The organism is Halothece sp. PCC 7418, assembly GCF_000317635.1.
Classification (GTDB): domain Bacteria; phylum Cyanobacteriota; class Cyanobacteriia; order Cyanobacteriales; family Rubidibacteraceae; genus Halothece.
This window is the reverse complement of the sequence record NC_019779.1, coordinates 1,953,022-1,965,604: the sequence shown is the minus strand read 5'-3', so window position 1 is coordinate 1,965,604 and position 12,583 is coordinate 1,953,022. Positions and strand designations below refer to the sequence as shown.

The window sequence follows — 12,583 nt, the reverse complement described above, 5'->3', positions numbered from 1 at the left end:
AGTGATTGGGGATGTTATTAGTTATCCATCAGCAACTCGTTACTCAATGGCGCGATCGCGCTTCTACTTAGACCGATTAAAATCTACCAGTAATGTACACTTTCCAATTGAAATGAAATATCAATGGGACAATAACAAGGCAACTGGTAACCTAAGAAAACATGGTATTGATTTTGCTGATGCAGTATCCATTTTTAAAGATGATTTAGCAATTACAATTTTTGATGAACGATTTGAGGAAGAACGATATGTCACCATTGGGATAGATGCTTTAGGAAGAGTTTTGGTCGTTGTTTATACTGTGCGTGGTGATGAAATTCGTCTCATTTCAGCGCGGAAAGCAACTCGGAAAGAACAACAGCAATATCAGGAGGGATAATGATGGAAGCAGAATATGATTTTAGTCAAGGAAAACGAGGGGCAATCGACCCAACCCCATCAAGACAAACTCGCATCACTATTTCTATTGACAATGATATTTTGGATTGGTTTCGGCGCTCAGTCCATCTTTCAGGAGGTGGGGACTATCAAGCATTGATGAATGAAGCATTACGGCAATATATTGAAGAAAACCGCGAATCGTTGGAAGAAACTTTACGGAGAGTCGTTAGAGAAGAATTGAATCAAAATCATTGATTACAATTAAAGATTCGATTAGGTTTTGGAAAAATTGATTACTGATTATTGGTCACTGGAACAAACCCATAGTCTTCAAAGACGGCTTGGGCTTCTTCTGTGGTTAAAAATTCGATTAATTCCTTGCCGATTTCTGGCGTGTCGCTATCTTCAATGATAGCCACCGGATAAATGACTGGGGAATGAGTCTCTTCTGGCGCAGTGGCGATAATTTCTACATTATCAGAAACTTGGGCATCGGTGCGATAAACAATTCCAGCTTCGACGTTACCTGTTGCGACATAATTTAAGACTTGGCGGACATCTTTTCCATAGACTGCTTTTTCATTTACTTTATCGGCAATATTAAAAGAAACTAACACCTCTTGGGCGTATCTTCCCGCAGGAACACTTTCGGGTTCTCCTAGTGCAATTAAATTAACTTTATTTGTATTTAAGTCCTGAAAATCACTAATATTGAGATTCGCTTTTGTTCCTTCTTGAGTCACTAAAACCATTTGGTTTTTTAAGAGATCGCGTCGGGTTTCAGTGAGGATTAAATCTTTCTCTTCTAAGGTGTCCATTTTGTCAACCGCAGCCGATATAAAAACATCAACGGGTGCGCCTTGTTCGATTTGGCGTTGTAGCGAACCCGAAGAGGCAAAATTATAAACAATTTCTCGGTCGGGATAGGCTTGTTCATAAATAGGTTTGATCGCCTTCATCACATCTTGCAGACTGGCTGCTGCGGATACGGTTAATTCAGTTACTCCTGCTGGTGTTTCCGATGTTGATTCTTCAGGCTGAAAAGTTTCTGGCTGTTGACATCCTATTAGTAACAGAGATGACAACACTGCAAAGGTGAAAATGTTATTTATTCGGCTTAGTTTCATATTTTTCTCCAATTGAATTAACTCGCTTTTGAGGATTTATTGTATAATAAGTTTAGTTAAAACCGATTGAATTATGAGGAGTGAATGATGGAATTAAGTAGTCGTAATCGCTTCAAGGGAACTGTCAAAAACGTTAATTTGGGGGCAGTCAATGCTGAAATCACCATAGAAATTGCACCTGGAGTTGAGGTGGTTTCTGTAATTACAAAGTCTTCAGCAGAACGCTTACAATTAGCAGAAGGAAAAGAAGCGTATGCTTTAATTAAATCAACGGATGTCGCGATCGCGGTTGAGTAACTCCTAATAGTCCTTTGTCATTATTTAAAGTATTCCAATGATAAAGGATGTATCTGTATTTAGTAATACTTTTTGGGGAGGTTTCAGAAAATAATAAGGAATACTCCAATAGTTGCTACATAAGACTGGTTTAAAAATCCCCCCTAGCCCCCCTTAGTAAGGGGGGTTGGGGGGATCGGTATGTAGCAGGCTTTTTTGTATTTCATATAACAAGTTGATTAGTTAATGCTTGGCTAGTTTAAAGGCAGAGATTAACAAAATGATGCCCAAAATCCAATAAAGAATAGAACTAGCAAAATATTGCAACAGGTAACTGCCAATCAATGCACCAACTATTGATCCCATCCCCATCATCAAAAGAAAGCCTGATTCTGATTTAATCTCTCGTAGTTTATGTTGGCGATGATACTTAAATAAACCCATTAAAATGGTGGGAACACTAATGGCAAGACTTAAACTCCCTGCGAGTTTAATATCAACCGCAAAAATCAGAATAATTGTGGGAATAATGAGTTCTCCTCCGGCAACACCTAGCAAACTGCTGAAAATTCCAATTACGACACCAGCAACCAAGGCTGCGATGATTTGAAAGTAGTTCGCAATTTCCCACGTATCCAGATTAAAAATTAGCTCATGTCCAATTAAAATAAAACTAATAAAAATCAGGAAGATAACAACAATTTTATTTAACTGTTTTTCGTTAATTCGAGTTGCAGAGTTAACTCCAATATAAGATCCAATCAACGAACCAGCTAGGATGTTGATGATAATAGGTGAGTTAGCGAATAACAAGTTCCAACTAATGGTTTCACTACGGAATAATAATGAGAAAATAACAGTAACCAAGCTAACCACTAAATTGAGGATAATCGCTTGTAAGGTACGATATCTAAAAATTTGGATCAAAATTGGTAATCGAAATTCTGCCCCTCCCAAACCAATTAATCCACCCATTACTCCGACTAAACTTCCCCAAAAAAAGGGAGAAGATTTTTCCAAGCGAAAGTAGTTTTGATCATGGTGGCTTCTGTAACAATCGGGGCTGTAGCAATATGATCTCATTTGTAAAAACTAGCTCAACATTACGATCCCCCCACCCCCTTACTAAGGGGGAATTAAAGGGGGATTGCTGGGGGGTACAACTGATTTAGGATTGCTATAACTGCTGTTAACCCCGATATTGATTATTCAATGGACAAAACTAGACCAAATAGGCTTCTTGATGGGTTTTAATGGTACAGTCGGATTTAGGATAAGCGACGCAAAGTAAGACAAAACCTTTAGCAATTTGGTCTTCATCTAAGAAACTTTGATCGTCTTGATCGACCTCTCCTTCCACCATTCTGCCGACACAACTGGAACATCCGCCAGAACGACAGGTAGAGGGTAATTCTACGTCATGTTCTTCGGCTGCATCGAGAATATATTCGTCTTCAGGAATCTCAAGAGTGACATCAACTTCGGGGGGTTTTTTTCTTTTACCTTTGATGAGGCGAACTTTGTAAGTAGTCGTCATGATAATTCTCCTTATGTTCAATAAAGTGGATTAGCTGCAAGGGACAGCCGTGGGATTGCAGTTGGCGACCGAGAAAGATTTGCCACAGCTACAAGCCTCGGTTGCGTTGGGGTTTTCAAACTTAAAACCGCTTTCGATTAAGCCTTCGATAAAATCGATAACAACCCCATCTAAGTAGGGGGCGCTAGGGCGATCGAGATAGATATTGATGTCATATTGTTGATCAGCAATATCATCGGTTTCAGCGCGATCGACGATATTCATGGCATATTCAAAGCCGTTACACCCGCCGTGAATAGCAGCAACTCGAATCCCTCGATCGGGAACGCGATCGCCGTTGTTTTGGCGGAGAAGTGTTCTGAGTTTGAAAGCTGCTTTTTCGGTTAAGTAAACAGTCATGATCTTTCGTTCTTTGTTCTTGGTTATTGGTTCTTTGTTGGTTTGAGTTACCGTTAAACTCTAAGGGGGGCGAATCGAGGATAATTGACAGGACGTATTTTGGTCTTTCATATCGTTGCAAGATCGGGAATAGGTGAAGTGCTTTGATTAGTTACGCTTGAACCACAGACAGGACAATGGGGATCTTTGTAGAGGTGAAGTTTTTTGAACTCACTGTTGGCTAAATCCATGTTCAGTAAATAGCCAGATAAGGGTTTACCCAGTCCTGTGATGACCTTAATCGCTTCTAATGCAGCTAAACAGGCGAGTGTTCCTGAAACTGCACCGAGAACGCCAAACGCGCGACGATCCCAATCGGGTTTTTCGGGGAACAGACAAGACAGACAAGGGGTTTCACCGGGAATAATCGTGGTGAGATAGGCTTCCATGCTGTTCATTGCTGCTTCCACCATGGGGGTTTCCCACTGCACACAAGCCTGATTGAGTAAATCTCGTTCTGGGAAGTTGTGGGCGCAACTAAGGGCAATATCGGCACTAGGGACTAAAGAATCAACATTTTCTGCGGTAATGTACTGCGCGATCGCGCTGACTTCCACATCAGGATTAATTTGATTCAACGTTTCCTGTGCTTTCGTCACTCGCGTTTGACCCACCCAGTCATCCGTCATTAAAATCTGACGGTTCATGTCATCGAGGCGCAGATTTCCACCGCGCACCAAAATTAATTTACCGATTCCCGCCACCGCCAAATACAGGGCAACGGTTCCCCCTAACCCCCCGACCCCAGAAACCAGGGCAGTGCTATTTTTCAGGGCATTTTGTCCCGCTTCCCCTAACTCAGGAAGCTGCATTTGTCGGCTGTAACGTTCTCGTTCTTTTGGGGTTAACATCATTCTTCTGCTGTTGCGGTGAGGTCATCGAGAGAAACAAAGTTTTTTGGCTTGTTTTGAAACACCTGAAATAGTTTAGTTTCTAGAGGACTAGAGGTGAGAAACACTTGATAGGCTTCTTCTAACGCCATCCGATATTTCTCTAGTCTTTCCGCTTCACTGACATCAGGAAATGCTTCATCGACTTCTTGCAGTAAGAGAGAAAATTGTTTGAGAATATGGAGACGATTGACGTTAACAAATTGCTGATCATAGTCAATCTCAAAAAACTGTAAATACTCTTCTGCGGTCGTCAGACTTTTAAAAGCAGCTAAGGTTTTCGGTTTGCTATCAGAAAAGGTCATTATAATTGTTCCTCCCAAGTTTTCAGTTGTTGTTTCAGTTCCGCTAACTCTTTATAGATTTCGTAGGTTTTGGTTGCTTCGTCGATGAGTTTTTCGTAATCAGTGGGTAAACCTTCTGCAAGATCATGGAGATCCATCTTCATTTGACCTGCTTTACTGGTTAAACGTTTCACTCTTTTCTTCAAATCAGCAACATCTTCTGGGGTTGGTTTGGGGGTAACAAATTGAATCATTTGATTTGTCCTTTGTCTTTAGTCCTTCGTCATTCGTTTACCGGAAAAACCTAGAGGAATTAAGCATTAGCAGCTTCTGGAAATTGTTCAATGGCTTTAATTCCTGAGTCCACAAAACGCTCACCTTGGGCTGCTAATTTTTTAAAGGAAGGATAGCCAAAATGGTGAGCATCTCGTAACGTGCGAGAAACCACAATTAAACGTCCTGTCCAAACGATTGCCCAGCCAAAGCCTTCATGAGATAAATCAATAGCAACTTGACAGAGGTTTCCCGTTTGTTTTTCAACTCGCGCCGCGATCGCGCGATGGAAATAAAGAATTCTTAATTGCGTTGCCAAATCCACATCAGCATCGAGGGGGATTTGTTTTTTCTTTTCCTTACTAACAACAAATTTAGCAATTACTAATTCATCTTTCCAGCTACGATAAACGCCATACTGATCTTGAGCGCGAACTTGTTGCACTAACTCTTGTAGAAAAGGATTTTCAGCAATTAAATCTGATTCGGGGGCTTCTGTGGGTGCATTCATGGTTGATACTTCCTCATTGTTAGAACTTATTCATCGAAATTCGGTAAGGTTACTTTCTGTCTTAGGGTTTTCCGCAACCACGGCGGTGGATTCCCTAAGGTTTGAATAAGACGATTGAGAACATTGGTAATTTCTTCTTGCTGATTTTCGACTTTCAACGGGGTTACTTCCGCTTGTAATAACCGATAAGCAGCACTCCCGCCAATTGCTGAAACGTAAACGATCGCGCAATCAGCAACAGCATTCATTTTCGGAATTAACTTATCTTCTTTCCCATCTTCTTTCAGATTTTCCCCAAAGTCGATGGTTTGCAAAAAGTCATACCCTTCCACCGAAACATCATAAATATCAAACTTTTTCGCCCAACCAAAATGAGCGTTAATATGAATATTATCTTGGGTCGCAAATGCAACTTTCATGTTTCCAACCTCCTAACTTCTAATGAATATTGTCGATAAAAAGATTACCAATTTCAAATAGAGTTTGCATCGTTCCGCGATAGCCAACGCAACAACGAGAGCCATTCCCTAAGCGATCAAAAATGGGATAGCCTAATCGATAAAGAGGAATTTTGAGCTTATCAGCAACTCTTTTTCCTTGAGAATTCGTAATCATTAAATCAGAATCCGTTGCTAAATCTTCTAAGTCTTCTAAATCGCCAACTGTAACGCGATCAGTCGGTAATTGCTCCAGAATTGGAGATTCCGTTGTGGTGACAGCAGCGTTAATTTTTGCCCCCATTTCCGATAGTAAACAACTGGTTTGATAAAGTAAATCAGGTTCTAAAGCGAGGGCTACTTTTTGACCACCGAAGAAGAAATGGCTGTCGAGAATTGCGTCTTGTAATTGACGACGCTGACGTTGATATTTTCGTGGGATTTTGGGTTGAAATGTGCCATTTTCCCTCTCCTCAGCAGTTGCCATTTGAGCAAGCAACCAAATGAACTGATCAACTTCATTTAAACCGTTTAAACGAGAAAAAACTGTGTAATTTGTTCCAAATTTTTGTTTTAAGATTTCTGCTGAGGAACGCATACTTTCCCCAATGGCAATGGTGAAGCGCGATCGCGCCAACTGTTTTAATTCTTCTAAAGAAGTACCGCCTGGGGTTTTCGCATAATAATGATCATCTTCTAAATGTCCATCCATCGACTCCGACAAATCAGGAATCACTAACGGTTTTAAGCCAAATGCTTCTACTATTTCTTTAATTTCCGCCACATCCCCAGGGCTAAGGAATGATCCCGCCAAAATGGTCACTTGGTCTTGAGAGGTTTCCGTTGGCGTGCCATAATCCTGGGATACAATCGCCTGCACTGCTGCTGCATACCCTTCCTGTAACGCGCCCTTATAATCGGGTGTGGAGACCAGAATAATCGGCAAATTATCAAGTTCGGGGTGCGACTGACGAATTGATTTGAGAATGTGGGGCATATCATCCCCTCGCGTTTCCGTTAACCCCGTGGTAAATAAGCCCAACAGATCAGGTTTTGCATTTTCCACCAAGGTCAAGATCGCCTGTTCAATATTGTCTTCACCGCCTAAAATCGTTGAAACCTCACTCATCGCCGTGGTAGCAACTGGAATCGCTTCTCGGAAATGGCGCACTAAAATCACTTTTGCAAACGCCGTACAACCCTGCGAACCGTGGAAGAGAGGAACCATCCCTTTCAAACCGAGAAAGGCTAACGCAGCACCCAACGGCGGACTCTGCTTCAATGGATTAACCGCAACAGGCTTCTTTGGATTAGTAATCGTCGTCATAATTGATTCCTTATTTGTTGTAGATACTTGTCATGGGTTGTCAAAACCACAAAGGACAAATGACTAATGACTAGTGACGAATGACCAAGGCGCAGGCTGTCTGACCTGTTCCCAAATCGGACTATGCAAAGCATGATCAAACTCTTTCGCCATATTGATCAGTCCCACATAACCTGAGTAGGTGTGATGGCGTTCTTGATTGACATCGAGGAAGGGAATCCGAGCTTTCAGGGCAGTGTATTGATTTCGTCCCCCTGCAACGAGCATATCGGCTTTCGTTTCCGCAACCACGCGCAAGAGTTCCTTAGCATTACCTTTTTCAAGCATAATGCCGTCTTTCCCTAATAATTTCTTGATTTTAGCTTTATCTTCCTCGGTGCTTTTTCTCGTACTTGTGGCAACGACTTCGATGCCTAAATCTTGGGCAGCAGAAAGAAGCGACCAACTTTTCACCCCACCCGTATAAAGGACAATCCGTTTACCTTGCAGTCTCTCGCGATAGGGCGCAAGGGCAACATCCAGTTTCGCCGTTTCCTCAGCAATCACCGTTTCCACTCTTGCTTTTAATTCAGAATCGCCTAATTTTTCAGCAATATTCCGTAAACAACGGTTGAGATCGGCAACGCCATAAAAAGACTCTTCTAGATAAGGAATGCCGTATCTTTCCTCCATTTTCCGCCCCATATTAATCAGGGCTTTGGAGCAAATCATCACATTCAGTTTGGCACGATGGGAATAGCAAATTTCTTTAAATGTGGCATCACCGGTAATTTTGGAGAGGACGCGAATGCCCACTTTTTCAAATAGGGGAAGCACTCCCCACAACTCACCAGCGACGTTGTATTCACCAATTAAATTAATATCGTAAGGTGTAGTATATTCAGGTTCAGCAGTTCCCACCACATGATCCAGTAAGGCTTCCCCTGCCAGTCGGTTGCCTAAGTTTTTACTGCCGACAAAACCAGGGGAATGAACGGGAATCACGGTTGTCCCTAACTTTTTCGTGGCGGTATGGCAGACCGCATCAATATCATCGCCAATGAGGGCAGTCACACAGGTGGAGTAAACAAAGACCGCTGCTGGATGGTAACGTTCAATGGTTTGCGCGATCGCGCGGTATAATTTTTTCTCACCGCCAAAGATAATGTCATTTTCGCTGATGTCGGTGGTAAAGCCCGTTTGGTAAAGGGTTGCATCCGAAGAAAGACTCCCGCGACTCCCCCAAGAATTCCCAGCACACGCGATCGGTCCGTGAACGAGATGGGCAGCATCCGTAATCGGAACTAAAGTAATTGACGCGCCATCAAAGGCACAGCCCCCTTGTGCAGCCCCCGGTTTCGCTTGCTGTTGACAGGCTTTATTCTTACCCTGTTGTCCTTTGTTGTGATTGTGTTCGCAACCCGGTTCGGTTAGAAGGTCTGCGGTTTTGGGTTTTGTCATTTTGGTTTGTCCTTTGTTGTTTGTCCTTGGTAGCCGAATGACCAATGACGAATGACGAATGATTAATCACTAACCAGTTCCAATTCTTTAGCGAGACAACCGACGACATTGCCACTTTCTAAGAAATGAACCGAATAAATATAAGCAGTTTGCAAAAACGTACCAATGCCAATGATGTAACCTTCTTCTCCTTTATTGACTAGCCTTTCGCCAATTTCCTTACCTGGAAAAGTGCCATCATTTTTTATGTTTTTACGGACTCGAACCTTGCACTCTAGGTCAAAATCTGGCTCGCGATCGAGTTCAACTTCATCTAATTTCATTTCTTTCTCCTCTGTCCTTTGTTGTTTGTCGATTAGACCAGTAGGTTGGGTTAGCGAAAGCGTAACCCAACATAAAATCATCATTAACGAATCAAATCAAAGGAAATATCAGTTTTTCCAGGAATAATGGTCTTGCGATCGAGCTCATCCAGAATCGTATTCACAATCCAGTTATGGAGATTAACCGCGCCACGATAGCCAAGGGTTTCATAGCGGTGCATATGGTGGCGATCAAAGATGGGATAGCCAATGCGAACAAAAGGTGTTTCGGTATCCCGCCAGAGATACTTCCCGTAGGAATTGCCGATTAATAAATCCACCGGTTCAGTGAACATTAAACTCCGCAAGTGCCAGAGGTCTTTTTTGCCCCAGATCGTCGCTTTTTGACCGTAGATGCTAGCATCTAAAACCGCTTGCAGTTCTTCTTCAAATTTATTGTTGCTGTTGGTAACAACAATATGAACCGGTTCTGCACCTAACTCTAAGAGGAAGTTAACCAAGCCAAACACATGATCTGGATCGCCATAGAGGGCAACGCGCTTACCGTGAATCCAGGCTTGGGAATCTGTCATCGCATCTACTGCGCGACCGCGTTCTTCTACTAATTCTTGAGGAACTTCCTTGCCGGTAATTTCTGACAGCTTCGTAATAAACGCATCCGTTCCGCGAATCCCAAAGGGACGGAAGTTAAACGTGGGTTGACCCCCTTCCTCTTCAAAGAATTCCTGAGTTTTAGGCGTGGTGTATTTCTGGAAGAAGAAACTACCTTCGGCATTAATCGAATCACCTGTTTCCTCTAGCGTGGTCTTACCGTTGTACATTTCCAACTCGCCAGTATTGGGAGCATCAAAGGCATCGGCATTGTCAGATAAGATCGTATAGTCGAGATCAAATAAGTTGAGAATCCGTTTCAGTTCACGAACATTGCCCACGTAGGGATCAAAGCCAAGGTTAAAGTTATACTTACCGTTGGTCGCATCTGCTTTCTTCCCTTTCGTCAGATTTTTCAAGATTGCCTTGAGCATATTGTCATAGCCCGTAATATGAGAGCCGACAAAGCTGGGCGTATGAGCAAAAGGAACTGGAACCTCTTGGGGAACTGCTTCATCATGTTTGGCGTTTTCAATGAATGCACTCAAATCATCACCAATGACTTCCGCCATGCAAGTGGTGCATAAGGCAATCATTTTCGGCTTATAAAGGGTGTAGGAGTTGGCAAGCCCATCAGTTAGATTTTTGTATCCGCCAAACACCGCAGCATCTTCAGTCATAGAAGAAGAAACCGCTTGGAAGGGTTCTTTAAAGTTACGGGTGAGGTGAGTGCGGAAATAAGCGACGCAACCTTGTGAACCATGAGAATAAGGAAGCGTTCCCTCAAAACCAGCAGCCACAAATAAAGCACCTAAGGGCTGACAGGCTTTCGCGGGGTTAATGGTTAAGGCTTCACGAGCAAAGTTTTTCTCGCGGTATTCCCAGGTTTTTGTCCATTCGGCAACTTCAGCGATTTCTTCCTTGCTGTGCGCCCCTTCAAACTGACGCTTGTATTCAAAGAGTTTTTGATAGGGGTCAGTGTTGAATAAATCAAAGTGGTCTTGCACTTCATGAGGATCGGAGGGAATAATGACACTTTGATCTTGGTTGGTTGTGGTGTTCTCAGTCATGACGTTTTACCTAATTTTTTGTTGGAGACGTTCTCTGAAACGTCTTTACATGATGTGTCTTTTGTTGTGTGTCATTAGTCATTTGTTGTTCGTCCTTTGTCCCTTGTCCTTTGTGACAACTAAGAAATTCAGTTTTCCCAATGACTAATGACCAATAACTAATGACCAATGACTAATGACTAATGACGAAAATCTAGTTTTTCCAAGGATTTTCGATTAAGCTCCAGGTGGGGTTGTTAATCGCTAAATCCATATCACGAGCGAAGACCGCAAAGCCGTGATAACCGTGATAAGGACCGGAATAATCCCAGGAGTGCATTTGACGGAAGGGCAACGCCATTTTTTGGAAGACGTATTTTTCTTTAATCCCGGCTGCAATCAAGTCAGGATTCAGTTTTTTCGCAAATTCCTCAAACTCATGACCGCTAACATCGTCATAGATAATAGTGCCATCTTTAACATAGTCGGCAGTCCGTTTGTAGTCGTCGTTATGACCGAATTCATAACCCGTTCCAATTACGTCCATTCCCAAATCTTCAAAGGCGGGGATGATGTGACGAGGACGCAAGCCACCAACCATAATCATCACGGTTTTGCCTTCTAAACGGGGACGGTATTCAGCAATCACTGCATCCATATCCGCTTGATACTGGGCAATGACACGCTCGGCGTTTTCTTGAATGGTTTCGTCAAACTGAGCAGCAATTTTCCGCAGGGATTTGGCAATTTGCGTCGGACCAAACAAGTTATATTCCATCCAGGGAATGCCATAGGTTTCTTCCATGTGACGACAGATGTAGTTCATGGAACGATAGCAGTGGATGAGATTCATTTTGGCTAAAGGTGCCATTGTCACCTCATTGAAAGTGCCATCCCCTGAGAATTGACTGATAACGCGCAAGCCAATGGCTTCGAGTAAGAGACGACTGGGCCAGCCATCTCCCCCAATGTTGTAGTCACCGATGATGTTTACATCATAAGGGGTGGTTTCATACCCATCTTCAGTTTTGCGATAGTCATCCGCTTTCGGGAATACCCAGTCTCGGACTGTATCATTGGCAATGTGGTGTCCTAAGGATTGCGAAACCCCACGGAATCCTTCACAACGAACGGGAATCACGGGTTTGCCAGTTTCTTTGCCTTTTTTACGGGCAACTCCTTCAATATCATCCCCAATTAACCCAACAGGACATTCTGATTCAATCGTGGTGCCATTATTTAATGGGAAGAGGGTTTCCACTTCATCAATCAGTTGATCCAGTTTCTTATCTCCCCCAAAAACAATATCTTTTTCTTGGAAGTCAGAGGTAAACTGCATGGTGCCAAAGGTATCAACCCCTGTCAAGCCAGTGTAGTAGTTGCGACGACCTGCCCAGGAATAATAACCACAGCCGACGGGACCATGACTGAGGTGAATCATGTCTTTGACTGGACCCCAGACCACGCCTTTTGCTCCAGCAAAGGAACAGCCACGGGTGGTCATAACGCCTGGAACTGATTTTTTATTCGATTTAACGTCGCAGTCGGATTTTCCTTCTTCCTGAACATTGATGTGCTTACTCCGACGTTTGGCTGCTTTCTCTGGATAGGCTTCGAGAACCTCTTTAATTAATTCTTGGTTTCGTTCTACAATTGACATGATGTTATTCCTTAAACATAATTAGATTTGGTTTGGGGG

The 12,583-nt window shown here is 42.8% G+C and carries 17 protein-coding genes; 3 read left to right on the top strand and 14 right to left on the bottom strand.

The window, feature by feature from the left end:
* Nucleotide 1 precedes the first annotated feature (1 nt).
* Both PCC7418_RS08920 and PCC7418_RS08915 read left to right on the top strand, forming a co-directional pair.
* On the top strand, nucleotides 2–379 hold the full coding sequence (locus PCC7418_RS08920; protein WP_235620780.1) for a BrnT family toxin: 378 nt from the start codon (nucleotides 2–4) through the stop codon (nucleotides 377–379).
* A 2-nt stretch (nucleotides 380–381) separates the two neighbouring features.
* A complete protein-coding gene (locus PCC7418_RS08915) occupies nucleotides 382–636 on the top strand; it encodes a BrnA antitoxin family protein (protein WP_041596560.1) in 255 nt (84 codons plus the stop codon).
* A 38-nt stretch (nucleotides 637–674) separates the two neighbouring features.
* Here the strand turns inward: PCC7418_RS08915 and modA are convergent, their stop codons facing one another.
* Nucleotides 675–1,508 carry a molybdate ABC transporter substrate-binding protein gene (gene modA / locus PCC7418_RS08910; RefSeq protein WP_015225844.1) on the bottom strand — a complete coding sequence of 278 codons (834 nt, stop codon included), beginning with the start codon at nucleotides 1,506–1,508 and terminating at the stop codon, nucleotides 675–677.
* An 84-nt stretch (nucleotides 1,509–1,592) separates the two neighbouring features.
* Between modA and PCC7418_RS08905 the strand changes: the two genes are divergently transcribed.
* The gene (locus PCC7418_RS08905; RefSeq protein ID WP_235620779.1) at nucleotides 1,593–1,805 is read left to right on the top strand and encodes a molybdopterin-binding protein; all 213 of its coding nucleotides are present in this window, start codon (nucleotides 1,593–1,595) and stop codon (nucleotides 1,803–1,805) included.
* 222 nt (nucleotides 1,806–2,027) lie between these two features.
* Here the strand turns inward: PCC7418_RS08905 and PCC7418_RS08900 are convergent, their stop codons facing one another.
* The 13 genes from PCC7418_RS08900 to nifD all read right to left on the bottom strand — a co-directional run bounded on the left by PCC7418_RS08900 (nucleotide 2,028) and on the right by nifD (nucleotide 12,544).
* Nucleotides 2,028–2,867, bottom strand: a complete 840-nt coding sequence (locus tag PCC7418_RS08900) for a sulfite exporter TauE/SafE family protein (RefSeq protein ID WP_051030539.1) — start codon at nucleotides 2,865–2,867, stop codon at nucleotides 2,028–2,030.
* Between the two features lie 139 nt (nucleotides 2,868–3,006).
* Entirely contained in the window at nucleotides 3,007–3,321 is a 315-nt protein-coding gene (locus PCC7418_RS08895) for a 2Fe-2S iron-sulfur cluster-binding protein (RefSeq protein WP_015225841.1), read from the bottom strand.
* Nucleotides 3,322–3,351: 30 nt separating this feature from the next.
* Complete coding sequence (locus PCC7418_RS08890) at nucleotides 3,352–3,720, bottom strand: iron-sulfur cluster assembly accessory protein (protein ID WP_015225840.1); 369 nt, start codon at nucleotides 3,718–3,720, stop codon at nucleotides 3,352–3,354.
* A gap of 107 nt (nucleotides 3,721–3,827) precedes the next feature.
* On the bottom strand, nucleotides 3,828–4,613 hold the full coding sequence (locus PCC7418_RS08885; RefSeq protein WP_015225839.1) for a HesA/MoeB/ThiF family protein: 786 nt from the start codon (nucleotides 4,611–4,613) through the stop codon (nucleotides 3,828–3,830).
* Nucleotides 4,610–4,954 (bottom strand): nitrogenase-stabilizing/protective protein NifW, encoded by a 345-nt coding sequence (nifW, locus tag PCC7418_RS08880; protein WP_015225838.1) that lies wholly within the window; start codon nucleotides 4,952–4,954, stop codon nucleotides 4,610–4,612. Before nifW ends, PCC7418_RS08885 begins: the two co-directional genes overlap by 4 nt.
* Entirely contained in the window at nucleotides 4,954–5,187 is a 234-nt protein-coding gene (locus tag PCC7418_RS08875; RefSeq protein ID WP_015225837.1) for a CCE_0567 family metalloprotein, read from the bottom strand. The genes nifW and PCC7418_RS08875 overlap by 1 nt, the downstream gene beginning before the upstream one ends.
* A gap of 59 nt (nucleotides 5,188–5,246) precedes the next feature.
* Complete coding sequence (locus PCC7418_RS08870) at nucleotides 5,247–5,717, bottom strand: NifX-associated nitrogen fixation protein (protein ID WP_015225836.1); 471 nt, start codon at nucleotides 5,715–5,717, stop codon at nucleotides 5,247–5,249.
* Nucleotides 5,718–5,743: 26 nt separating this feature from the next.
* On the bottom strand, nucleotides 5,744–6,136 hold the full coding sequence (nifX, locus tag PCC7418_RS08865) for a nitrogen fixation protein NifX (protein WP_015225835.1): 393 nt from the start codon (nucleotides 6,134–6,136) through the stop codon (nucleotides 5,744–5,746).
* A gap of 19 nt (nucleotides 6,137–6,155) precedes the next feature.
* Nucleotides 6,156–7,481 carry a nitrogenase iron-molybdenum cofactor biosynthesis protein NifN gene (nifN, locus tag PCC7418_RS08860; protein ID WP_015225834.1) on the bottom strand — a complete coding sequence of 442 codons (1,326 nt, stop codon included), beginning with the start codon at nucleotides 7,479–7,481 and terminating at the stop codon, nucleotides 6,156–6,158.
* Between the two features lie 63 nt (nucleotides 7,482–7,544).
* Entirely contained in the window at nucleotides 7,545–8,921 is a 1,377-nt protein-coding gene (nifE, locus tag PCC7418_RS08855) for a nitrogenase iron-molybdenum cofactor biosynthesis protein NifE (protein WP_015225833.1), read from the bottom strand.
* 62 nt (nucleotides 8,922–8,983) lie between these two features.
* A complete protein-coding gene (locus PCC7418_RS08850) occupies nucleotides 8,984–9,244 on the bottom strand; it encodes a nitrogen fixation protein NifZ (RefSeq protein WP_015225832.1) in 261 nt (86 codons plus the stop codon).
* An 83-nt stretch (nucleotides 9,245–9,327) separates the two neighbouring features.
* Complete coding sequence (gene nifK, locus PCC7418_RS08845; RefSeq protein ID WP_216086731.1) at nucleotides 9,328–10,863, bottom strand: nitrogenase molybdenum-iron protein subunit beta; 1,536 nt, start codon at nucleotides 10,861–10,863, stop codon at nucleotides 9,328–9,330.
* Between the two features lie 235 nt (nucleotides 10,864–11,098).
* Nucleotides 11,099–12,544, bottom strand: coding sequence for a nitrogenase molybdenum-iron protein alpha chain (gene nifD, locus PCC7418_RS08840; RefSeq protein WP_015225830.1), 1,446 nt, complete (start codon nucleotides 12,542–12,544; stop codon nucleotides 11,099–11,101).
* Nucleotides 12,545–12,583: the final 39 nt, after the last annotated feature.

Coding starts and splice junctions, on each gene's coding strand:
- PCC7418_RS08915 (WP_041596560.1), top strand. CDS start 382: ATGGAAGCAGAATATGATTTTAGTCAAGGAAAACGAGGGGCAATCGAC.
- modA (WP_015225844.1), bottom strand. CDS start 1,508: ATGAAACTAAGCCGAATAAATAACATTTTCACCTTTGCAGTGTTGTCA.
- PCC7418_RS08905 (WP_235620779.1), top strand. CDS start 1,593: ATGATGGAATTAAGTAGTCGTAATCGCTTCAAGGGAACTGTCAAAAAC.
- PCC7418_RS08900 (WP_051030539.1), bottom strand. CDS start 2,867: ATGAGATCATATTGCTACAGCCCCGATTGTTACAGAAGCCACCATGAT.
- PCC7418_RS08895 (WP_015225841.1), bottom strand. CDS start 3,321: ATGACGACTACTTACAAAGTTCGCCTCATCAAAGGTAAAAGAAAAAAA.
- PCC7418_RS08890 (WP_015225840.1), bottom strand. CDS start 3,720: ATGACTGTTTACTTAACCGAAAAAGCAGCTTTCAAACTCAGAACACTT.
- PCC7418_RS08885 (WP_015225839.1), bottom strand. CDS start 4,613: ATGATGTTAACCCCAAAAGAACGAGAACGTTACAGCCGACAAATGCAG.
- nifW (WP_015225838.1), bottom strand. CDS start 4,954: ATGACCTTTTCTGATAGCAAACCGAAAACCTTAGCTGCTTTTAAAAGT.
- PCC7418_RS08875 (WP_015225837.1), bottom strand. CDS start 5,187: ATGATTCAATTTGTTACCCCCAAACCAACCCCAGAAGATGTTGCTGAT.
- PCC7418_RS08870 (WP_015225836.1), bottom strand. CDS start 5,717: ATGAATGCACCCACAGAAGCCCCCGAATCAGATTTAATTGCTGAAAAT.
- nifX (WP_015225835.1), bottom strand. CDS start 6,136: ATGAAAGTTGCATTTGCGACCCAAGATAATATTCATATTAACGCTCAT.
- nifN (WP_015225834.1), bottom strand. CDS start 7,481: ATGACGACGATTACTAATCCAAAGAAGCCTGTTGCGGTTAATCCATTG.
- nifE (WP_015225833.1), bottom strand. CDS start 8,921: ATGACAAAACCCAAAACCGCAGACCTTCTAACCGAACCGGGTTGCGAA.
- PCC7418_RS08850 (WP_015225832.1), bottom strand. CDS start 9,244: ATGAAATTAGATGAAGTTGAACTCGATCGCGAGCCAGATTTTGACCTA.
- nifD (WP_015225830.1), bottom strand. CDS start 12,544: ATGTCAATTGTAGAACGAAACCAAGAATTAATTAAAGAGGTTCTCGAA.